General features: G+C 63.4%; 19 protein-coding genes. 1 reads left to right on the top strand and 18 read right to left on the bottom strand.

All coding sequences use genetic code 11. The features are described 5' to 3' along the window. Positions 1-33: 33 nt before the first annotated feature. Both ettA and ACXR2W_RS00255 read right to left on the bottom strand, forming a co-directional pair. The gene (ettA, locus tag ACXR2W_RS00260) at positions 34-1,716 is read right to left on the bottom strand and encodes an energy-dependent translational throttle protein EttA (protein WP_458815503.1); all 1,683 of its coding nucleotides are present in this window, start codon (positions 1,714-1,716) and stop codon (positions 34-36) included. Positions 1,717-1,862: 146 nt separating this feature from the next. Beyond that, a complete protein-coding gene (locus tag ACXR2W_RS00255; RefSeq protein WP_458815501.1) occupies positions 1,863-2,393 on the bottom strand; it encodes a DUF6993 domain-containing protein in 531 nt (176 codons plus the stop codon). Positions 2,394-2,631: 238 nt separating this feature from the next. Here ACXR2W_RS00255 and ACXR2W_RS00250 point away from each other — a divergent pair, with 238 nt between their 5' ends. Then, the gene (locus tag ACXR2W_RS00250; protein WP_458815499.1) at positions 2,632-3,183 is read left to right on the top strand and encodes a single-stranded DNA-binding protein; all 552 of its coding nucleotides are present in this window, start codon (positions 2,632-2,634) and stop codon (positions 3,181-3,183) included. A gap of 23 nt (positions 3,184-3,206) precedes the next feature. Here ACXR2W_RS00250 and msrA read toward each other — a convergent pair whose 3' ends face one another. The 16 genes from msrA to murD all read right to left on the bottom strand — a co-directional run bounded on the left by msrA (position 3,207) and on the right by murD (position 22,509). Continuing rightward, positions 3,207-3,731, bottom strand: a complete 525-nt coding sequence (gene msrA, locus ACXR2W_RS00245) for a peptide-methionine (S)-S-oxide reductase MsrA (RefSeq protein ID WP_458815606.1) — start codon at positions 3,729-3,731, stop codon at positions 3,207-3,209. Next, complete coding sequence (gene nadE / locus ACXR2W_RS00240; protein WP_458815497.1) at positions 3,731-4,579, bottom strand: NAD(+) synthase; 849 nt, start codon at positions 4,577-4,579, stop codon at positions 3,731-3,733. Before nadE ends, msrA begins: the two co-directional genes overlap by 1 nt. Before the next feature lie 174 nt (positions 4,580-4,753). Beyond that, positions 4,754-7,111, bottom strand: a complete 2,358-nt coding sequence (locus ACXR2W_RS00235; RefSeq protein ID WP_458815495.1) for a hypothetical protein — start codon at positions 7,109-7,111, stop codon at positions 4,754-4,756. Positions 7,112-7,322: 211 nt separating this feature from the next. Beyond that, positions 7,323-10,829 carry a DNA polymerase III subunit alpha gene (gene dnaE / locus ACXR2W_RS00230; RefSeq protein WP_458815604.1) on the bottom strand — a complete coding sequence of 1,169 codons (3,507 nt, stop codon included), beginning with the start codon at positions 10,827-10,829 and terminating at the stop codon, positions 7,323-7,325. Between the two features lie 133 nt (positions 10,830-10,962). Next, on the bottom strand, positions 10,963-11,880 hold the full coding sequence (locus ACXR2W_RS00225; protein ID WP_458815493.1) for an RluA family pseudouridine synthase: 918 nt from the start codon (positions 11,878-11,880) through the stop codon (positions 10,963-10,965). Beyond that, entirely contained in the window at positions 11,867-12,469 is a 603-nt protein-coding gene (lspA, locus tag ACXR2W_RS00220) for a signal peptidase II (protein WP_458815491.1), read from the bottom strand. The genes ACXR2W_RS00225 and lspA overlap by 14 nt, the downstream gene beginning before the upstream one ends. Positions 12,470-12,477: 8 nt before the next feature. Further along, the gene (locus ACXR2W_RS00215) at positions 12,478-13,158 is read right to left on the bottom strand and encodes a DivIVA domain-containing protein (RefSeq protein ID WP_458815489.1); all 681 of its coding nucleotides are present in this window, start codon (positions 13,156-13,158) and stop codon (positions 12,478-12,480) included. A gap of 82 nt (positions 13,159-13,240) precedes the next feature. Further along, the gene (locus ACXR2W_RS00210; RefSeq protein WP_458815487.1) at positions 13,241-13,537 is read right to left on the bottom strand and encodes a YggT family protein; all 297 of its coding nucleotides are present in this window, start codon (positions 13,535-13,537) and stop codon (positions 13,241-13,243) included. Positions 13,538-13,540: 3 nt separating this feature from the next. Next, a complete protein-coding gene (locus ACXR2W_RS00205; protein WP_458815485.1) occupies positions 13,541-14,050 on the bottom strand; it encodes a cell division protein SepF in 510 nt (169 codons plus the stop codon). A gap of 31 nt (positions 14,051-14,081) precedes the next feature. Continuing rightward, positions 14,082-14,777, bottom strand: coding sequence for a YggS family pyridoxal phosphate-dependent enzyme (locus ACXR2W_RS00200; RefSeq protein ID WP_458815483.1), 696 nt, complete (start codon positions 14,775-14,777; stop codon positions 14,082-14,084). A 6-nt stretch (positions 14,778-14,783) separates the two neighbouring features. Beyond that, entirely contained in the window at positions 14,784-16,004 is a 1,221-nt protein-coding gene (ftsZ, locus tag ACXR2W_RS00195; RefSeq protein WP_458815481.1) for a cell division protein FtsZ, read from the bottom strand. Between the two features lie 148 nt (positions 16,005-16,152). Further along, positions 16,153-17,118, bottom strand: coding sequence for a cell division protein FtsQ/DivIB (locus ACXR2W_RS00190; RefSeq protein ID WP_458815479.1), 966 nt, complete (start codon positions 17,116-17,118; stop codon positions 16,153-16,155). 74 nt (positions 17,119-17,192) lie between these two features. Next, positions 17,193-18,629, bottom strand: coding sequence for a UDP-N-acetylmuramate--L-alanine ligase (murC, locus tag ACXR2W_RS00185; RefSeq protein WP_458815477.1), 1,437 nt, complete (start codon positions 18,627-18,629; stop codon positions 17,193-17,195). Between the two features lie 113 nt (positions 18,630-18,742). Then, positions 18,743-19,816 carry a UDP-N-acetylglucosamine--N-acetylmuramyl-(pentapeptide) pyrophosphoryl-undecaprenol N-acetylglucosamine transferase gene (locus ACXR2W_RS00180; RefSeq protein ID WP_458815475.1) on the bottom strand — a complete coding sequence of 358 codons (1,074 nt, stop codon included), beginning with the start codon at positions 19,814-19,816 and terminating at the stop codon, positions 18,743-18,745. A gap of 3 nt (positions 19,817-19,819) precedes the next feature. Then, positions 19,820-21,013 (bottom strand): peptidoglycan glycosyltransferase FtsW, encoded by a 1,194-nt coding sequence (locus tag ACXR2W_RS00175; RefSeq protein WP_458815473.1) that lies wholly within the window; start codon positions 21,011-21,013, stop codon positions 19,820-19,822. Between the two features lie 5 nt (positions 21,014-21,018). Then, positions 21,019-22,509 carry a UDP-N-acetylmuramoyl-L-alanine--D-glutamate ligase gene (gene murD / locus ACXR2W_RS00170; protein ID WP_458815471.1) on the bottom strand — a complete coding sequence of 497 codons (1,491 nt, stop codon included), beginning with the start codon at positions 22,507-22,509 and terminating at the stop codon, positions 21,019-21,021. Positions 22,510-22,526 lie beyond the last annotated feature (17 nt).

The raw sequence follows: 22,526 nt of genomic DNA, 5'->3' as shown, positions 1-22,526 counted from the left end.
TGTCTACAGGAGGAGCCGCGCCCGTGAGCGATATTAGTCGCGTGTGAGCTTGCGGTAAGTCGCGCGCGACGGCTTCGCAGCGTCGGCGCCGAGCCGCTCGACCTTGTTCTGCTCGTACGCTTCGAAGTTACCCTCGAACCAGTACCAGCTCGAAGGATTCTCCTCGGTGCCCTCATACGCGAGAATGTGAGTCGCGATCCGGTCCAGGAACCAACGATCGTGCGTAATGACCACAGCACAACCGGGGTACTCCAGGAGCGCGTTCTCAAGGCTCGTGAGGGTTTCAACATCGAGGTCGTTCGTGGGCTCATCGAGCAGCAACAGGTTGCCGCCCTGCTTGAGCGTGAGCGCGAGGTTCAATCGGTTGCGCTCACCACCAGAGAGCACACCAGCAGGCTTCTGCTGATCCGGGCCCTTAAAACCAAACGTCGAAACATACGCGCGCGACGGGATCTCGACGTTGCCGACCTGAATGTAGTCGAGACCGTCAGATACGACCTCCCAGACGGTCTTCTTGGGGTCGATGCCGCCACGAGTCTGATCGACGTAGCTGAGCTTGACGGTCTCGCCAATCTTCAGGTCGCCGCCGTCGAGCGGCTCAATGCCCACGATCGTCTTGAACAGCGTTGTTTTACCCACACCGTTCGGACCAATGATGCCGACGATGCCATTGCGAGGCAGCGTGAAGGAGAGCCCGTCGATGAGCGTACGCCCGTCGAACCCCTTATTCAGGTTCTTGGCCTCGAGCACCAGATTGCCCAGGCGCGGGCCTGCGGGAATCTGAATGTCCTCGAAGTCCAACTTACGAGTGCGCTCGGCTTCGGCAGCCATCTCTTCGTAGCGCGCCAGACGCGCCTTCGACTTGGCCTGGCGGCCCTTAGCGCTCGACCGAACCCACTCGAGTTCTTCTTTCAGGCGCTTCTGCAGTTTCTGGTCCTTCTTGCCCTGCACCTCCAGGCGCGCGGCCTTCTGCTCGAGGTACGTGGTGTAGTTGCCCTCGTACGGGTACAGACGACCGCGGTCGACCTCACAGATCCAGGTGGCAACGTGGTCTAGGAAGTAACGATCGTGCGTCACCGCCATGACAGCGCCCGGATACTTCGCGAGGTGCTGCTCAAGCCACAGCACACTCTCGGCGTCAAGGTGGTTCGTGGGCTCATCGAGCAGCAGCAGATCTGGCTTCTCAAGCAGCAGCTTGCAGAGTGCAACTCGGCGTTTCTCGCCGCCCGAAAGGTTCTTAACGATCGCGTCAGACGGCGGGCAGCGCAGCGCGTCCATCGCCTGTTCGAGCTGACCTTCAAGCTCCCAGCCGTCGACAGCGTCGATGGCTTCTTGCAGCTCACCCATTTCGGGGAGCAGCTTGTCGTAGTCTGCGTCGGGGTTCGCCATCTCGGCCGAGATCTCGTTGAACCGGTCAAGCTTGCCCTTGATGTCTGCGACGCCCTGCTCGACGTTGGCGAGCACGGTTGCCTCTTCGTCAAGCTCGGGCTCCTGCATCAGGATGCCAACGGTGAAACCGGGCGTGAGGTGCGCCTCGCCGTTCGACGGCGTGTCGAGACCCGCCATGATCTTGAGGATCGTGGACTTACCGGCGCCGTTCGGGCCAACGACGCCAATCTTGGCGCCCGGCAGGAACGCCATCGTAACGTCGTCAAGAATCACCTTGTCGCCGTGCGCCTTGCGCGCGCGAACCATCTGGTAAATGTACTCAGCCATATACTTTTTTTGAGCGCGAAGGCGCCCAGAACTCCCTTATGCAAAGACGGTGTGTTGCAGTTACCTCTACTGTAGTCTGCCTCGCTGGCTGGCTGCTACGGCTTCGCACCGGATCACGCGTCGCACGCTCTTCTTGGAAGCCTGCGCTACCAGGTAATTGGGGCGGTCTCTCCGATCAAGCAGATCGTATTCTCGGGCCCCACCGCAGGCACTGCCTCCGCAACAAAGCTGCGGTCAGAGGTAACCACCTGCCCGACGAGACAGCTGTCTTGCAGCAGCACTGAAACAAAAATGTTGTCGGCTTCGAGACCGGTCTCGGACCGGTCGAAGCTTATCTGCATCACGCTCTTGTCGAAACCGGCCGCAATCACGGCGCGCGAAATTGGCTCCCCTTTGATCGTACCGTCTCCCGCCGCGTAGTCGCGCAGCACTTCGGTGAAGTAGGGCAGGTTCTCCTCTGCTGTGCCGCCGGCAATCAGCTCAGGATCGGTAGCAGGGACCGCGGGGGCTTCGCGCTTCGGCGCTTCAGGCGTCGGCCCTTCCAAGATCGCACATGCGGGGAGCACAGTAACTGCGGCGACAGCGATAGCCAGCGCAGCGTTGCGCAGGCCAATTCGCTCACGCTGTAAGGTAGCGCGCGTCACGCGAGCAGAGCTTTTCTTGGTGCGATAGGTCACGAGTCCAGTCTATGCAGGTTCTGCCAAGGGCCAGCGCATCGACTCGTCCACAGGCTGACCTTTTGCGCGACTTGACAGCATTATCCACAGATTGCTTTTGTGTGGCCTACGCGCACCCCGAATGATGCACGCTAGAGGCGAACGGGGAACCCGGCACCTGCACGGCCCGGGTTTCTCGTTCACCCGGCCCGAGCACCGCCCGGGTTCGCTGAAAACGATTCGCGAAGGAGCGATTCACATGCACACTCAAGTTTGCGTCGTTGGCACGATAGCCACCGACCCGAAGCTCACCCAGACAGCAGGTAAGTCCGCCTTCTGTTCGTTCCGTTTGGCCTGCAACGAGCGCCGCTACGACGCTGAGAAGAAAGAGTGGGTCGACACAGAAACGAACTGGTACACGATCAACTCGTTTCGCGGTCTCGCCGAGCATGCGGTGGTCTCATTCAAGAAGGGTGACCGCGTACTCATCAGTGGACGGTTGCGCGTGCGCGACTGGGTCACGCACGACAACAAGTCAGGCACGTCGGCAGTCGTTGAGGCAGACGCGCTCGGACACGACCTGCGGTGGGGCACGACCACTTTCAAACGCATGGCCGCCACCGCTCCGGTCGACGAAACCACACTAGACCAGGCATCGGCGGGAGCCGCTGAAACAGCGGGCCTGGCACAGTCAGCTGAGGCAGCCGAGGCTTCGAACTCGGAATCTAAAGATCAGGCGTTGACACAGAGCGGGTCCGACAGATTCGCCTCCGATGAAGTCTCGACCGCACCCGCTCTGGCGCCGTTCTAACGTTCTGTGCCGCGTGCCAAACCCTAGTTCGTGAGATAGGCGCTAAATTTGGCGCGAATCTTATTGACCTTCGGCACCGCTACAGCGAGACAGTACCCCTGGGTAGGGTTCTTGGCGAAGAAGTCTTGGTGGTGTTCTTCTGCCGGATACACCGTGCCCAGCGGTTCAATGGTGGTGACGACTTCTGCCGGCCACCAGTCCCGTGCACGGGCACGGGCGGCTTCGAATAGCTCCCGCTGTTCCTCGCTCGCGTAAAACATCGTCGAGCGGTACTGGGGGCCAACGTCGCCGCCCTGTCTGTTGAGCTGTGTGGGGTCGTGCATCGTGAAGTACGCATCGAGAATAATTTCGACGGGCACCACCTCGTCATCGAAGCTGACCGCGACCGCTTCTGCGTGCCCCGTATGGCCGGTGCAGACGGCTTCGTAACTGGGGTCAGGCGTTGAGCCGCCCGTGTAGCACGACAGCACTTCGGTGACACCGCGCAGCGGCCGATATGCCGCGTCCAGACACCAGAAGCAGCCACCCGCGAGTACAAACGTGTGAATCATCGATTTTCCCTCCACCATCCATCATCGGGCGTGACCGGAAGTCTGCGTTTGTGTTCGCTCCCCCGGTATCGCCGTTCCACATTCTCACGTGTATCTGCAGAGACGGGTTCACCCTGCAAGTAGGCATCAAGCTCAGCGTAGGTCACTCCGAGGCTGTCTTCGTCAGCCTGGCCTGGCTCACCGTCGAGAAGGTCAGCCGTTGGAATTTTCTGCCACAGTCGGTCAGGTGCACCGAGCACGCGCAGCATCGCAGCGCCCTGCCCTTTGGTCAGCCCCGCTAGGGGTGTCACGTCGGCTGCTCCGTCACCAAACTTCGTGTAGAACCCCGTCACGGCTTCGGCCGCGTGGTCAGTGCCCAGTACGAGCAGGGCTCGGTCGCCGGCGATGGCGTACTGCGCGATCATGCGCATACGGGCTTTCACATTGCCGCGATTGAAGTCACTGATCTCACCCCCACGAACTGCGACGGCGCCTGATGTTTCGACCGTTGCCGCCAGCGCAGCCGTGGCGGGAGCGATGTCAACGACAACGCTCTCATCAGGTGCGATGAAGTCGAGCGCCAGCTGAGCGTCGGCTTCATCGTGCTGTACGCCGTGCGGCAGTCGCACGGCAACGAAGGTCGCGTCGTGCCCGGCCGCGCGCAGGCGTTCAACCGCGAGTTGGGTAAGCCGGCCAGCGAGCGACGAATCTTGCCCTCCTGAGATGCCCAGCACATAACCCCGAACTCCGGGAATGCTAAGCGCGTAGTCACACAGAAATGCGACTCTGCGTTCAATCTCGGCCGCCGGGTCAATCGTGGCCCGCGCTCCGAGAGCGTTCATAATTTCTTGCTGCCGACTGGTCACAATGACACTCTACTCCGGGCGGCTGAGCCACACAGCGCGCCCGCTCAGGCCACGCCAGAATGCCCAGCAGACCAAGCGAATCAAGCGAATCAAGCAGTGGAACTCAGTCAGCGGCGCAGGGATTCACCCCGCGGCAAACAATTTGGTGCAGCATTCGTGGGAGTAGTTCAGCGCTTAGAACGGCACAGCTTTATCGCCACCAGGGGTGTCGCCTTCACTGCGTCCGCACTCGTTAGCGTCGGATTCGGATCCGGCGTTGGCGTGTTCCTCGGTGTGAGCACCAACGCTAGGTTTCGTAGTGTCACCAGCTTTGTTGTTGGCGGCGTCGTCCCATTCGTGTTCACCGAACGGGTGCTTGCGGGTGTGCTCGTCGGCGAGAGCCTGCACATCGGGCGGTTCGAGCGCGGTGCGAAACATCACCCGCGAGGGCGGCTCGGTGCGATACTTACGACCCGATGGGAACGTCCACGTGAAGTCACCGTTGTCGCCCTGTACGGGGAGGCACCCGCCGTGGTGTTTAATCACATGGTGACCGCGGCAGGCGGCGCCGACATTAGTGAGCGAGGTGGAGCCGCCGTCTTCTGCGGCGACCGTGTGGTCGATGTCGCACCGGTAAATCGGCAGAGTACACCCCGGGAACCGGCAAGACGTGTCTCGCGCCGCCAAATTCCGTTTCAAGTGGGCGGGCACCCGGTAGCTATCGACCGTGAGAATGTCACCGACGGTGGTGTTGCCGCTGTTCACGGTGCCGCAGCTACCGCAGATCGTCGTGTCGGTGCTGGTCCCTGTTCCGGTGCCGTCGGTGACGGTGATGATGTCCCAGCTGGGAGTGTCGTGCAGGATTCTTACCGCGGTGTCGGTGTCGATGGGGCCGACTCCCACGAGCTCGGGCTGGAACCCGCGCGTGAGCTCAGCCTTGCAAACGTTGCGCTCGGCTGCAGAGGTGTCAATGGTGTCAGCAGTGCTGGCGGAGCCAGCGGTATCGAGGCGGCCCGTGAGCGAGACCGGCACGAGCACCTGCACCCGCGCGGTGACCCGCAACCCGAGCCGCTTGCGCCCTGCCGTGCGGCCCGTACCTGCAACCCCAAAGCTCGCACCGGCCACGTCAGCGCCAGTCGCATCAGCACGAGTCGCATCAGCGCCACCCACTCCAGCGTCAGTCACGTCAGCGCTAGCCAGATCAGCGTCGCTCACATCAGTACCGTAGAAGTCTTCATCCGTGAGGTCACCATGCGCCAGCAGCGCGACCAGACTATCGGCCCGCGCCTCACCCAGCGGCCGTTTCAGCGCCGACACCGCGGCCGCCGAAAGTGGCGTGCCGGCCGCTTCGGCCGCCTGTTTGCCCGTGGACGTGTCGCGTTCTTGGAGGAGTTTCGCGTACTGGGTGACACGATCAAAAATGACGTGCGCTTCAAAACTCGTGACGACCGCCTGCACCTGGCACATGCCGTCATCGAGCTCGACCAGGCGCACATGCCGGTCACGCTTAGCCAGCTGATGCCGCTCATCAAACGTCACCCCGGCCAGCTTCTCGGCCATCCGCTTCGCCGTCGGAGCCACCTTAGGCGCGGTATCGCGCTTCGCGTGCACCACCAGCGCCCGATCAAGCAGCGCATACCGGCGCGCCACCTCACGCGCCACCGCGGCCTCATCATAGGCCGCGCCACCCGCGTTCCCTTCGGGTGACTCACTGCTGGGCGCGCCGGTACCCGCTGGCTCACCGTCACCGGTCATGCCGTCACCAGTCGTGCCGCCACCAGCCGCGGCAGCGGCCGCGTCGCTGGAGGTTTCGTCGGCTGCCGCGGCAGCAACGACGGCGTCTGTGTCGCTACCTGTGGCAGCGTCAGCTTGAGCGCTTGCTTGGGCGGCTGCTTGAGCAGCAGCCTGGTGGCCGATGACGCGGCCCGCGTTCACCAGGCCCCGCACATGCTGGTCGGTAACCTCACCCTTCGCAAGCGCCCCCAACATGACCGGGCAGCGCTCGACCGCATCAACGGCATGCGACATGTCATGCCCCACCCGACCCTCGGGCACCCGCAACGCGGCCGCGATCTCGGCCCGCACCACCCGATACGACCGATCACGCCACACCTGCGCACCCCGCGGAAGCCTAATCACGGGCCACCCAAACGACTCACCACCTGCGCTCGTGCTCGTGTCGCCGTAAGTGTCGCCGTAAGTACCGCCACCGGTGCTCGGCTGAGCTTCCCTCGCAGCGATACTCGCACGCACGACCGCTTCGTCGGTCACAAACGTCGGCTGCTCCGCTGACGAAGCGCCCGCTGCATCCTCAGCGCCCTCGGTGCCATCGCCCTCGGCGTCATGACCCTCGGCGCCGGCATCGTCGTCCTCGCCCGGCGCGGGCTTGAACGGCCAGTCCCCCTCGGCTTCCGCCAACTTGTACGCCTCAGCCAGCAGCACCGTCAGCTCGGCTTGCAGCGCCCGCATGCGCGCGTCTACATCTACGACCCGGGAGACCAGGTCGTTCAATCGCCCCCGGTTGGGGCTTTCGGCACTGAATGGATGTTGCATGATTCCATTACAACAGGGACCTACGACATCCGTGTTTACCGTTGAAAATATGCGGAAGTTGAACGCTTCTGCGGTGTTGTGGATCCTGCGACTCCTCCGTCGCGCAGGATGACAGGGTGGGGAATGCGCAGGATGACAGGGTGGGGAGTGCGCAAGATGACAGGGTGGGGAGTGCGCAGGATGATACCGCCGTACCCTCACACCGAAGCCGCTACGCGATGAGCTCCTCGAGTGGCAGCAGACAGCGCGGGCCGAGCAGCCCCTTGAGTTCACCAAACAGGTCAGCTGACACCCGCACCTGCAGCGGCACTTCGAACACGCGCACCGCCGTGGCGGTGAGTAGGTTGAGCCGCACCTCACTGTCGCCGCGGTGGCGCCCCAGGGTTCGTTTGAGCTCCTCCATCAATTCCTCAGTGGCCTTCGTGTCTGACAGTGTCAGCGTTAGAGTCGTCGCGTCGTCTTGTACCACCGCGTCAATCGGCTTTACCCCGTAGGCATGCATGGACATGCCGTCGTCGCGGGCCTTGAGCTTGCCTCGCAGCGCCACAATGGTGTCGGCCTGCAGCAAATTCCCAAACTCTTGGTAAGACTTGCCCATAAACAGCGCTTGGATCTCACCCGAGAAGTCTTCGACCGTCGCCATGCCGTACAGATTGCCAGACTTGGCGGTGCGGTGTTCCACGCTGGTAAGCAACCCCGCCACTGTCACAATTTCGCCGTCCATCCCCGCCATCGCGTCGGGGTTGGTAATCTGTGCAACGGTCGCTGAAGCTTCCTTTGAGATCGCCTGTTCAAGGCCGCGCAACGGGTGATCCGATACGTACAGCCCCAGCATTTCGCGTTCGAAGGCGAGCTTGTCCTTCTTCGTCCATTCGGGTCGATCTGGTACCTGCGACACCGGCTCCGGTTCACCCTGCTCTTCAGCCACCTCTGCGAAGAGGCTGTCGAAGTCAAACCCGACGTTACCCTTTTCGGCGTCGCGCTTTTCTTTGACTGCGCTCTCAATCGCGGTCTCGTGGATCTCGACGAGCGCGCGCCTCGTGCCCCCGAGGCCGTCGAAAGCCCCGGCCTTAATAAGCGACTCAATGGTGCGCTTGTTGAGAGCCGGGATCGCAACTTTCTTGAGAAAGTCATGGAAGCTCTCGAACGCACCGTCTTTTTCTCGGGCGGTACGAATTGCTTCGACGACGTGGCCACCCACGTTACGAATCGCGCCCAGGCCGAACCGAATGTCTGAGCCCACCGCCGAGAAGTCAGCAAACGAGTCATTCACCGCGGGTGGCAGTACTTTGATACCCATGTGGCGGCACTCGTTGAGGTACAGCGCAAGCTTGTCTTTCGAATCCCCCACGCTCGTAAGAAGCGCTGCCATGTACTCGGCGGGGTAGTGCGCTTTCAGGTAGGCCGTCCAGTAGCTCACCACGCCATAGGCGGCCGAGTGGGCCTTGTTAAAGGCGTAGTCAGAGAAGGGCAGCAGAATGTCCCACAGCGCTTTGATCGCTGGATCCGAGAAGCCGCGCTCGCGCATGCCCCCGCTGAAGCCCGCATACTGTTTGTCGAGCTCAGACTTCTTCTTTTTGCCCATGGCGCGGCGCAAAATGTCTGCCTGGCCCAGTGAGAATCCCGCGACCTTCTGCGCGATCGACATCACCTGCTCTTGGTAGATGATGAGGCCATAGGTTGTGCTCAGCACATCTTGGAGCGGTTCCTCGAGTTCAGGGTGAATCGGGGTGATGGGCTGCAGCCCGTTTTTGCGCAGCGCATAATTGGTGTGCGAGTCCGCGCCCATCGGGCCGGGACGATACAGCGCGAGCACTGCCGAGATATCTTCAAAGTTATCGGGCTTCATGAGACGCAGAAGGCCGCGCATGGGGCCACCATCGAGCTGAAACACGCCCAGCGTGTCACCACGGGCCAGCAGCTCATACGATGCGGTGTCGTCGAGTTCAAGCCTCTCGAGGTCGAGCTCTTCGCCGCGGTTGAGGCGAATGTTCTCGAGCGCATCAGAGATGATCGTGAGGTTACGCAGGCCCAAGAAGTCCATCTTGATGAGCCCGAGTCCCTCACAGGTCGGGTAATCAAACTGGGTCACGATCTGGCCGTCTTGCTCACGCTTCATGAGCGGGATGATGTCGATCAGTGGGTCACTCGACATGATCACGCCAGCGGCGTGCACGCCCCACTGACGCTTCAGCCCCTCGAGTCCGAGCGCCGTCTCGTACACCTGCTTTGCCTCGGCGTCGGTGTCGATCACGGCACGAAACTCGGCCGCTTCTTTGTATCGGGCATGCTTCGGGTCGGTGATGCCCGAGAGTGGAATGTCTTTCGCCATGACAGCGGGCGGCATCGCCTTTGTCAGCTTCTCACCCATACCGAACGGGAAGCCCAGTACGCGCGAGGCGTCCTTGAGCGCCTGTTTCGATTTAATCGTGCCGTACGTGACAATTTGAGCCACGCGCTCGTCGCCGTACTTCTCGGTCACGTACTTGATGACCTCGCCGCGACGGCGATCATCGAAGTCGACATCGAAGTCGGGCATGGACACGCGGTCGGGGTTCAAGAACCGCTCGAAGATGAGCCCGTGTTGCAGCGGGTCGAGGTCGGTGATGCGCATGGCGTAAGCGACCATCGATCCGGCGCCTGAACCGCGGCCCGGGCCCACCCGGATCCCATTGTTCTTAGACCAGTTGATGAAGTCGGCCACGACGAGGAAGTAGCCGGGGAAGCCCATCTGCGTGATGACCCCGATCTCATACTCGGCTTGTTTGCGCACCGCGTCGGGGATCCCCCCGGGGTAGCGGTAGTGCAGCCCGCTCTCGACCTCTTTCACGAACCAGCTGTCCTCTGATTCGCCCTGCGGCACGGGATAGTGCGGCATGTAGTTTGCTTTGGTGTTGAACTCGACGTCGCAGCGCTCGGCGATCAGCAGCGTGTTGTCACAGGCCTCGGGCAGCTCGCGAAAGATGTGCCGCATCTCTGCGGCGCTCTTCAGGTAGTATCCGGATCCACTGAACTGGAATCGGTTGGGGTCGTCGAGTCTCGAACCCGACTGCACGCACAGCAGCGCTGAATGTGCCTCGGCGTCTGCCTCGTGGACGTAGTGCAGATCGTTCGTCGCCACGAGCGGAATTTTCAGGTCTTTCGCGATCTCGAGAAGATCGAGCTTGACACGGCGCTCGATATCGAGTCCGTGATCCATCAGTTCACAGAAGAAGTTCTCTTTGCCGAAGATGTCTTGAAAGTCTGCCGCCGCCTCGCGTGCCTCTTTCAGCTGACCCAAGCGAATGCGAGTTTGGATCTCACCCGACGGGCAGCCGGTCGTGGCGATAAGCCCCTTACCGTATGTTTGTAACAGTTCGCGGTCCATGCGCGGCTTGAAGTACTGCCCCTCGATGGACGACAGGCTCGATAGCCGAAACAGGTTGTGCATTCCGGCGGTCGTCTCGCTGAGCAGCGTCATGTGGGTGTACGCGCCGCCGCCCGAAACGTCGTCGCCGCCGCCCGAACCCCAGCGCACCCGGCTCCGATCGCTGCGGTGTGTGCCCGGCGTGAGGTAGGCCTCGATGCCGATAATCGGCTTCACACCGTTGTCGCGAGCCGTGCGCCAGAAGTCGAACGCACCGAAAGTGTTACCGTGATCGGTCACGGCCACCGCCGTCATACCCTGCTCGGCGGTCGCTTTCATGAGCGGGCCGACACGGGCCGCTCCGTCAAGCATCGAATACTCGCTGTGCACGTGCAGGTGCACGAAGCCGTCATCAACCGCCACTATCGGGCCCCTCTCGCCATTACCCTCAAGGGTACCGCGGCGGCGCTGGAGTTACGCGGTACGCTTTACGCCCGCGCGGGCCTCACACAGCGAGAACGTCGAGTGCGTGCTGAAGGTCAGCCGGGTACACGCTTTCGTATTCGACGAGCAGCCCCGTACCCGGGTGCCTAAACCCGAGCCGCATAGCGTGCAGCCACTGGCGCGTGAGCCCCAGCCGTTCGGTCAGAGTCGGGTCGGCCCCATACATCGAGTCCCCCACGCACGGGTGCCGCTGCGCTGACATGTGCACGCGAATCTGGTGGGTGCGGCCCGTTTCAAGTTGCACTTCGAGGAGGGTCGCATACGGAAACGCTTCAAGCGTTTCGTAGTGGGTGACTGATGGCTTACCGTCGCTCGTAACAGCGAACTTCCATTCGTGGCCGGGGTGCCGGCCGATAGCACCTTCAATGGTGCCCGCAAACGGATCAGGGTGTCCCTGAACTACCGTGTGGTAAATCTTGTCCACCTCGCGCGCTTTGAACGCACGCTTGAGATCGGAGTAGGCGCGCTCACTCTTGGCAACCACCATGAGCCCGCTCGTGCCTGCGTCGAGCCTGTGCACAATCCCCTGTCGCTCGGGAGGACCAGAGGTAGCGATCCGAAAGCCCGCGCCCGCGAGTGCCCCGAGCACGGTGGGCCCTTCCCACCCGAGTGAGGGGTGGGCGGCCACGCCGGCGGGCTTATCAATCACGACGATGTCTTCATCGTCGTGAATAATGCCGAGCTCTGGGAGGTGCACGGGCACTATTTCTGGGCCGCGCTTCTCTTCCCACGACACTTCAAGCCATGAGCCCGCCGAGAGTCGATCAGATTTTGCGAGCGCGCGACCGTCAAGCAGCACGCCACCCGCCTGCACAATTTCGACAGCAAAACTGCGTGAGAAGCCCATCAGTTTCGCGAGCGCTGCGTCGACGCGTTCGCCCGCCAGACCATCGGGAACAGGGAGACTACGGTGTTGCATTCGATCCTTCTTGAGGGTCGCCCTCAGCGGCCTCATCAGCTTGACCTGCGCCACCATGTCGCCCGGTCCCGTCGATCGGCAGACCGATCAGTGTAATCACGACGAACAACACCATTCCGCTGACAATCGCGATGTCTGCAATGTTGTAGATAGCCTCTGGAAAACCCAGCCACATCCACGGTGTTGAGATGAAATCAATCACGTGGCCCTCTGGAAAGCCTGGCTCGCGGGTGAGACGATCGGTGAGGTTACCAAGCACACCACCGAGCAGAAGCCCCAAAAAGACCGCCCAGGGCCACGACCGTAGCCGTCGCAGCTGCCACAAGATCACGACGACGACAGCGACCGCCAAGATCGTAAAGATCCAGGTCGAGCCGCTGGCCATCGAAAATGCGGCGCCGGGGTTGCGCACAAAGTGCCAGCGCAAAAAGTCACCCAGGACGGGCACAGTTTGCCCCTCAACGAGGTGTGCGACGACCCAGTTCTTCGCGACCTGGTCGACCGTAAGCACGAGCGCGGCAATCGCCGCGAGCAGCACGGGAACGTGCCACCCGCGGCGAGACCGCGCAGTCGTTTGAGACGTGCTCACCCGGGGTACTACTGGAGACCCTCGGGAGCGCCCGAGGGCTCGGGCGAACCATCGAGTCCGCGCAGCTGCGACTGAATGTACGAGCGCAGCGTCGAACGGTACTCGCCTTCGAACTGGCGCAGATCCTTGATCTTGAACTGCAGGTCGCTGCGCTCGTCACCAAGAATGCGCAGCTCTTCTGCACGCTGCTCCTGGGCGTCCTGCACCAGCTGCTTCGCGGTACGCTCTGCGTCGTTGATCATCTGATCACGCTTGTTCTCGGCCTCGTTGATGAGGCGATCGCGGGTCGTCTCACCCTCGTGCACGTGCTTGTCGTGCAGCTCGAGCGCGAGCTGCAGCATAGCGCTCGACTTGATCGCGTCGGGCTGCGTACCACCAGCCGCTGCGACGACCGGCGCGGGCTCGGCAGCAGGGGCGGGCTCCGGCACAGGAGCAGGCGCAGGGGCCTCAACGACAATCGTCTGCTCTGACACGTCAGCGGCAGGGACGCCAGCGCCAGCTTTGCATGCGGCGAGCTTCGCTGTCAGCTCATCGATCTCTTGCTTGAGCGCGGTCTTCTCTTCGTCGTGCTCGCGCAGCATTTCGACAATCTGGTCGAGAAAGTCATCGACCTGATCCAGATCGTAGCCGTCACGAAACTTGGTGATCGTGAATTTCTGATTCACGACATCTTCTGGAGTCAAGGCCATGGTTACGTCTCTTTCGATTCGGGACCACCCGCGTGGTCTACAAGCTACGCTAGCAAATAACGCACCGTTTGTGCACGGCGCGCTATGCGAAGCCGGGAATGATGGCGAGCAGAATCCAGCAGCTTACGAGCGTGAGGATCCAGCCCAGGTCGATGGACACCTGGCCCAGCCTGATGGGTGGCAGGAGTTTACGAAACATCTTGATGGGCGGGTCTGTCGCACTGTAGACCAGCTCAACCAGTACAGCGACCGCACCGCGCGGACGAAAGTTGCGGCTAAAAATCATCACCCAGTCGATGATGAGCCTCGCCCACAGCACAATAATAAAGAGCCGAATCGCCAGCCGCAGAACCGTGCCGATCGCGAAAACAACCTCCACCTGTTACGCCGTCGGAGTAACGAAGAAGGAGCCACTCTCATCGCGCACAGAGTCCTCGCCCGCAATTTCAATGTGCTCTGGCGTCAGCAAGAACACCTTGCTGGTGACCCGCTCGATGCTGCCGTGGAGCCCAAGCGTGAGGCCGCTCGCAAAGTCAATGAGCCGCTTCGCATCGCCATCGGGCATCGCAGAGAGGTTCATGATCACCGGCACACCCTCGCGAAAGTTCTCGGCAATGACTGTAGCGTCACTGTACGCCGTGGGACGCATCGTGAAGATCTCACTCATGGGCTGCGGCGCAGCCTGCCGGGCGGGTGTCACACGCCGCAGCGGGGTCACCGCGGCAGCCTTGGGTTGCGCCGCACGAGCAGGCTCGGCAGCAGACGTCGTCGAGGACGACGCAGCACTCGTCACCTTTTCAGGCCGAGACGGTGTCGTCGTTGCCTGCTGCCCCTCGAGGTCCTCCTCAGCGAGGCCCAGGAACACCATGGTCTTCTTTAGTGGGTTGCTCATCGTTATCTCCCAACGGTGCGATGGTACGAGACTACAGGTGCTCTGGTCGTTTGCCTGTGATTGCGCTGCCGATGCGCAGGTGTGTCGCCCCGGCCGCGATCGCCGCGGCAAAATCGTGCGTCATTCCCGCAGAGATGTCGGTCGCCTCGGGCGCGAGTGCCCGCACCCGCTCTGAGTATTTGGCAAGGCGTGCAAATGCACTCTCGGGCGATTCTTCAAGCGGCGCGACCGCCATCACGCCGCGAAGGCGCAGGGCCGGGGCCTCCAGCACTCGCTCGGCGAGTCGCTCGAGCTCGGCGGGGGCAACGCCCCCTCGTCCCGGATCATCGGTGAGGTTGACCTGCACGAACGCGTCGATCACCCGGTCGCCCTGCGCGAGCGCGTCAACGAGCCGTTCTCGATCAATCGAATGGATCGCGCTGGCATACCGGGCGGCCTGCCGAGCCTTCTTGGTCTGCAGCTGTCCAATAAAGTGCCAGTTCAGATCGAGATCTGCGAGCTCCGCGGCCTTATCTTGCGCCTCTTGGTGCCTGTTCTCGCCAACGTCGTGCACGCCGAGCCCGGCGAGCTCACGAACGAGGCTCGCCGGGTGAAACTTGGTCACCACAATGAGCGTGGTGCTCTCGGGCGCGCGCCCGGCATCGCGGCACGCGCCTGCGATCTCGCTCCGGATCAGCGCTAACCTGTCGCCCAACCCCGGGTACGCGGGTGAAGCCACCTCTGTCATCGCCTTTTACCGCAGAAACTCGGGGATGTCGAGGTCATCGTCATCGTCGCCGTCGAAGGCCGGATCAGGGAGCTGCGCTTCAACCGGGGGGTTCGAGAGCACCTCACCGAACTGACCCGTGGCAGGCGCTCGGTTCTCTGCTTCGCGCTGCGGCGTGGTTTTGAAGCCGGGAAAACCGAGCCCGGTAGCCTCTGAAGCGACGGGAGCTGGCACGTCTTCAAGCCGCTCCACGTGGCTGCCGCGACGCCCGCGTTCGGGCACGACCGCGGGTGTGGGCGAGCCGTCGTCGTCGAAGCCGGCAGCGATCACGGTCACACGCACTTCGTCCCCGAGCGTGTCGTCGATGACCGTGCCGAAAATGATGTTGGCCTCGGGGTGCACAACGTCTTGCACGAGCGTCGAGGCTTCATAGATCTCGCTCAGCGCGAGGTTCGAGGAGCCCTGGATGGACAAGAGCACTCCGTGGGCTCCTTCAACGGAAGCTTCGAGTAGGGGTGAGGCGACCGCAAGCTCAGCAGCCTTGATCGCGCGATCCGCGCCCCGCGCCGAGCCGATACCCATCAGGGCAGACCCGGCCCCCTGCATCACTGACTTCACGTCGGCAAAGTCGAGGTTGATGAGACCCGGCGTGGTGATGAGGTCAGTGATGCCAGACACGCCCGCCAGGAGCACCTGGTCGGCCGCCGCGAATGCCTCGATCATGCTAATGCCGGGCTCACTGATGTCGAGCAGCCGGTCATTCGGCACAACGATGAGCGTGTCGACCGCTTCGCGCAGCGTGTGTACGCCAGCGTCGGCCTGCGCCGCGCGACGCTTACCCTCAAAGCTAAACGGCCTGGTCACCACACCAATCGTGAGCGCCCCGATCGACTTTGCAATGCGCGCCACAACGGGTGCGGCACCAGTGCCGGTACCGCCACCCTCGCCCGCCGTAACGAACACCATGTCGGCGCCAGCTAGCGCCTCCTCGATCTCCTCGGCGTGGTCCTCAGCAGCGCGACGACCCACCTCGGGGTCGGCGCCCGCGCCAAGCCCGCGCGTGAGCTCACGGCCGACATCAAGCTTCACGTCGGCGTCGCTCGCAAGGAGCGCTTGGGCGTCAGTGTTTACGGCGATGAACTCGACCCCGCGCAGGCCGAGCTCGATCATCCGATTGACGGCATTCACGCCGCCGCCGCCCACACCGACGACCTTGATCACCGCGAGGTAGTTCTGGTTCGCTGCCACGTGAATCCCCTCCAACCTTCAACCTCTACCTGAAGTTAAAAGTTAGTATAGCTGTATACGTTTCTGGCCTAACGCTAGGGGTTTTACAGGCCCACATGCATCAGACACGCCGCGCCATCCGACATTATGCGCGAATTCATGTAGTCGGTTACCGAAACACGGGTGCGTCTGGGGACGACACATCTATGAGCTCGAGCGGGCGATCGCCCAGCGCGCCCAGCATTGTCTGCAGCACGACCGCCTTGCGTGCCGTGTGCGTGTCATCACCCCACGCCACGCGCAGGCCGCTTGTCAAGATCAAAGTGATGTCTTGCGGCCCTGACGCTTCGACGGTGCTCACCTGAGCCCGCAGGTCGGTGGGCATGTCACGAATGATGCGCGCGGCCTCGCCGAACGCGGGCGAGGCGAGATCGCTAATCGCGCCCTGACCAACGGGCACGCCCTCGGTGGCGCCCTCACTCACCCCCACTTTTACCCCGGCAGCGTCGAAGTGATCAAACCCGCCGTCACTCTCAATAGCGATGACGGGCAGCCGTTCCTCTACCTGTACGCGCAGGGTATGCGGCGGAACACGCTCCACCTTGTACCGCTGGATGAGCGGAAACACCTCGAGCGCAGCGTGCACCTCGCCGTCGTCGACGAGAGCGAGCGGCACACCTTCAAACCGTGAGAGCGCGCGATGCAGGTCAGCCTCGGGCACTGCCGCCGCCCCTGAAACCTGCACGTCACGCACCGCGGTCAACGGCGTAAACGCGCAGAGGGCAACAAACAGTGCGAGTGCCGCAATAGTTCCTCCCGCGACGAGCAGGCCACGGCGCTGCTTGCGCAGTTGATCGGCGAAACGGCGACGTTCTCGACGCTCACTGCGGCGTCTGGCGCGCGCGGCCTGGCGCAGGCGCCTATCGGCGGCACGCACCGGATCCTTCGGTGCCCCGACACCTACCCAGGTCAGCGCGCGCGAGACTCCCGTACGTACGTCCCCCGTCACCGTCGCAACAACCCCAGGGGTCGTTTTCCCGCCGTCAGCGCGGTCGCCCTGGATCGGCGACTCCGGGGGCGCACCAGCGGCCGTCTCAGCGTGCGTCGACTCGTCGACGGTGCCCCCCTCGGTCACCGGCGCGTCGTGTTCCTCCCTCGACGTCGGCGCAAGGGGCGGTTCGGGTTCTCGATCAAACCCGCCCGGGCGTTTCACGCGCCCTCGGGCTCGAATCGTGCGCGCAACGCGTCTACGACCTGTGGAATGATGCGGTAGACAGATCCACAGCTCATAGTCACCATCACGTCACCGGGGCGAGCGATACGTGCGAGATACTCGGCAGCGTCAGCCCACTCTGGCACGTACGCAACGCGGCCCGGGTCAGTGAAATCGTTCGAAACGAGTGCGCCGGTCACGCCTTCCACGGGATCCTCGCGCGCGCCATCAACCGCGAGTACGACCGTGTGGTCTGCCCATGTTTCGAGGGCTTCGGCAAACTCACGGTGAAACAGACTCGTGCGGCTGTAGAGGTGGGGCTGGTGGATCGCAATGAGGCGGCCCTCCCCCACGACTGCTCGCGCCGACTCCAGCAGTGCAGCAACCTCGGTCGGGTGGTGCGCGTAGTCGTCGTACACGCGTACGCCCGCGACGTCGGCGTGAAACTCGAAGCGTCGCTTCGTGCCACCGAACTGCGCGATCGCGGCAAGCGCTTCTCCCGCATCAAATCCCAGGCCGGTGAGTACAGCGAGTGCGCCCACCGCGTTGACGGCGTTGTACTTGCCGTACACCGACAGCTGCGCGCTGTGCTGTTCGAGCTCGCCGTGACCGTTCTTGAGTTCAACGGTGAATTTAACCGGGCCCGAGTCGTCAACGTCGAGTAGCCGCACGTCTGCTGCCGGGTCTTCGCCGAAGGTACGCACGGGGGCATGGGCGTCTGTCTGGCGCAGCGCGTCAAGCACTTCAAGTGCCCCCGGGTCGTCGCTCGAGATGACGATCTGTTCACGCGCTGCCAACGCGAAATCGACAAACGCCTGCATGAACGCCTCGCGCGATCCGTAGAAGTCGAGGTGCTCGGGGTCTACGTTGGTGATGAGCGCGATCGAGGTGTCATACAGCAAGAAAGACTTGTCTGACTCATCTGCCTCGATCACGAATAGCTCGTCTGACCCCGGGGCGGCCGAGACGCCGAGGCTCTCGATGATGCCGCCGTTGACGAACGAGGGATCGGCGCCTGCGCCGAGCAATCCCGTCACGACGAGGCCCGTTGAGGTCGTTTTACCGTGTGCGCCCGCGACCGAGACGACGCGCTTGCCCCGCGCAAGCCACGCGAGCGCTTGCGATCGGTGCAGCACGGGTAGCCCGTGTGCGAGCGCGTACTGGTACTCGGGGTTGTCTTGCCACAGCGCGCCGGTAACGACCAGCGTGTCTGCGTCGCCCACATGCTCGGCCGCGTGACCGATGAACACTTTGATGCCGATAGCCTCGAGCGCCTCGGTCGAGTAGTTGGCGCTTCGATCCGAGCCCGTGACGGTGACACCGGCCTGGTGCATCATGCGGGCAATACCGCTCATGCCCGAGCCCCCGATCCCAACGAAGTGCACCCGACCAAGGTTGTCGGGGATTTCCATTTCGAGATCGGGGTAGATCATGTGCGCTCCTAGCGGGTCAGCTGACACTCCAGCGTACCGCGCCGAGCTCGCGATTCTGCCCGCTCTCTGTCAGATTCGTGAGCTCGGCGGCGCGGCTACGCTCGAACCCCAGCTCAGCTGCGCGCTGCCTCGTGTACGAGCGCGAGCAACCGCTCAGTTCCGTCGAGTGAGCCAGCGCCGCGAGCGCGCTTCGACATCTCGGCGAGCCGCGCGTCGTCCGTGATCAGCGGCAGCAGGGTGCCCCTGACCCAGTCGGGTCCAAGCACACCGTCTTCCACAAGCAGCGCGCCACCGGCGTGCACCACGCTCGCGGCGTTGAACCGCTGCTCACCGTTACCGTGGCTATAGGGCACGAACACGGCAGGCACGCCGAGTCCGGCCAGTTCACTCACGGTCGTTGATCCGGCGCGCGACACAGCGAGGTCGCACGCTGCGAGAGCCAGATCCATGCGGTCGCAGTATTCGAGCACGCTGTACCCCGGAACACCCGGGTCCTGCACCTCGGTGAGCCCGCCCCAGATGTGCAGCACCTGCACGCCGGCCGCGGTAATCGCCTCAGCCGATCCTGAGATGCCCTCATTGATGGCGCGCGCGCCGAGCGACCCACCCGTGACAAGCAGCGTGCGCTTGCCCGGTTCAAGCCCAAAGTGTTCGCGCGCGCTCGCGGCGAGGCTTGCACGGTCAAGACCCGTGATTTCGGGTCGCAGCGGCATGCCGGTCACGCGCGCGTGCCGGATCGGAGTGCCAGGGAAGGTCACGCCCACGAATCTGGTCGCTCGCGCCCCCAGCTTGTTCGCGAGGCCGGGTTTGGCGTTGGCCTCGTGGATCACGATGGGGGTGCGCTCCTTTGCGCCCGCGCGATATGCGGGGGCCGCAGCGTACCCGCCAAAGCCAACGATCACGTCGATCTTGCGGTCCCTGATGAGCGCACGAGTCTGCCTCACTGCACGCGCGAAGCGGCCCGGAAACTTGAGCGCGGCCGCATTGGGTCGGCGCGGGAAGGGCAGGCGTTCGATCGTCACGAGCTCGTAGCCGCGCTCGGGCACGAGCCGCGCTTCAAGCCCCTCGCGCGTGCCAAGCACGGTGATGGTCGCGTCTGGCTCGGTCGCGCGAATGAGATCTGCGAGCGCGAGCAGGGGGTTGACGTGGCCTGCGGTGCCACCGCCCGCGAGCAGGTAGTTCGTCATGACCTATTTCCTTCCGTTCATCTGGGCGAGTTCTTGCTGGTACGCCGCACCGTCGCGGGCAATCGATATGACGACGCCTATTGCGAGGAGGCAGGCGATGAGGGCGGTGCCACCCGCGCTAATGAGCGGGAGGGGCACACCGAGCACCGGGAAAATACCGATCACCACACCGATGTTGACGAAGGCCTGGCCCACGATCCACACGAGCACGCCACCGACCACTGCCTTACCGAAGCGATCCCTGGCCCGAGAGATCACGCGCAGCATCACGACGGTGAGCACAACGAACAGTGCGATGACGAGCAGCGCTCCGATGAGCCCGAGTTCCTCACCGATGATCGCAAAAATATAGTCGTTGTCTGCGGCCGGTAGCCAGGACCATTTGGCCTTCGAATTACCAAGCCCGACTCCGAAGAGACCGCCGCCCGCGAGCGCCCACAGGCCGTGGGTCGCCTGCCAGCCGAGACCGCTGTAATCTTCGCTGCCGCCAGCGTGTTCGAACAGGCGCGCCATACGGTTGCTGCTGGTGACAACGAACAGCAGCACGCCTAGGAGCCCCAACCCCGAGACGACGCCCAAGCTCTTGCCGCTCACGCCACCAAAGTACATGGCACCGATGACGAGCGCGGCCATGATGATCACGGTGCCGAGGTCGTGCCCGAGTAGCACGACGCCCAGCGCAACGATCGCGCCGGGCAACACGACCGGGATCAGCTCGTGCCACATGTTGCCCAGCAGCTTTTCTTTGCGCAGCAACACCGCGCCGATCCACACAACCAGGGCGAGCTTGAGCGCTTCAGATGGCTGTGCGTTGATGGCACCGATCTGAATCCAGTTGCGGTTGCCATATTCTTCGATACCCAGGGGCGTGAACACCAAGAGCTGCAGCGCGATGCCGAGGCCTAAAAACCCCCACGCCCACTTCTTCCAGAAGGCGACAGGCATGGCGGCCGCGATGAGCATCAGCGGCAGCCCGATGATGGTGAAGGTCGCCTGACGCCAGAACCCGCCAAAGAAACCCTGGTCGCTCAGGTACGACATGATCGACGATGACGAGAGCACCATGATCAGGCCGATGCCCACGAGCAACAGCGTGATGCCGTACAGGGCCGCCACCGTGCGGTCGGAGCCCGGTTTGAGGGCTGCACCCAGGTGAATGCGCGCTCGCCAGCTCCCGGCGCTGCTCGTCGCGGGCACGGCTATTATCCCAGCGCTCGCACCGCGGCTTGGAAGCTGCGGCCGCGCGCGGCGTAGTCACTGAACTGGTCCATGGATGCTGCCGCGGGTGCGAGCAGCACGGTATCGCCGGGCTGCGCCATCTCGGCGGCGGCCTGCACAGCGGCCACCATCACCGGGTCGCCCGTGTCCAGGGTGATTTCAACGACGGGCTTGTCTCCCAGGTGCCGGGCGAGCGCTGCGAGCACGACGCCGCGGTCTTGACCGATCACCACGGCCCCGCGCAGACGATTAGCGTGTGTCGCGACGAGAGCCTCAATGTCGACGCCCTTCAGCAGCCCGCCTACGATCCAGACGACACCATCGAGCGCGCGCAACGACGCGTCTGCCGCGTGCGCATTTGTTGCCTTCGAATCGTCAACGAACTGAACCCCGCCGATCGCGCCGAGCTGTTCGGCACGGTGCTGATCCGGCACGAAGCTCAAGATCGCGCTCGCGATCTCCGCCGGTTCGACGCCGCGTGCCCGCGCGAGGGCGCTCGCGGCGAGCACATTCTGCACCATGTGTGGCTGGGCGATGCCCCGCCCCGCCAGCTCTTCGAGCGTCACTAGTTCGAAGGCCTCCGAGTGCCGCTCGGCGTGAAATCCGCGGTCGATTAGCAGCCCGTCGACAACACCGAACCCGCTGGGTGGCGGTGCGTCGAGGCCGAAGCTGATTGCGCGCGCGCCCTCGATCACGTCGGCACCCTCGACCATGCGCACGGTCGCTTCGTCGATGCGGTTGTAGACGCATGCGACCTGGGTGTGCTCGTACACGCGCGCTTTCGCGGCCCAGTAAGCCCCCGCGCTGCCGTGCCAGTCGAGGTGGTCGTCGGCAAAGTTGAGGCATGCGCTCGCGTAGGGTGAGATCTCGCCCAGCCGTTCAAGCTGAAAGCTCGACAGCTCGACCACGAGTACGTCGTACCCCTGCGGATCGCGCAGCGCATCGAGGATCGGCGTGCCGATGTTGCCCGCGGGTGTTACCCGCAGGCCAGCCGCCTGCAGCATGTGCGCTGTGAGCTGGGTGGTAGTCGTCTTGCCGTTTGTGCCGGTGATGCAGATCCAGTCGGCGACGCGCGGCGTCTTGTCACGAAGTCGCCATCCCAGCTCGATGTCGCCCCACACCGGCACGCCCTGCTCGGCCGCCCACGTGGTGAGCGGATGATCGGGGCGGTACCCGGGCGACACGACCACGAGCTCGGGTGCGAACGCGCGCAAGTCCGCGAGCTGCTCATCATTGCCCGCTGCCGTGAATCGCTCGGCTCCGATCACATCGAGCAATCGCTCTCGCTCCGGATCAGGGCTGCCGTAGACCACGCGCACCCGCGCCCGCAGCTCCACCAGGGTGTCAGCCACCGAGAAGCCCGTTACACCGAGGCCGAGCACCGCGACCCGCAGGCCGCTCCAGTCGTGATGCCAGCTTGACAGCTGCGCGACGCGGTGCGCCGCGTTCACTGAGGATGAAGTGTGTTCGGTCATGTCTGGCTCCGTCGATG

This window comes from Leucobacter faecis (genome assembly GCF_054456695.2).
Note: the sequence above shows the minus strand (reverse complement) of the source record. Positions and strands in the feature narration are given on the sequence as shown.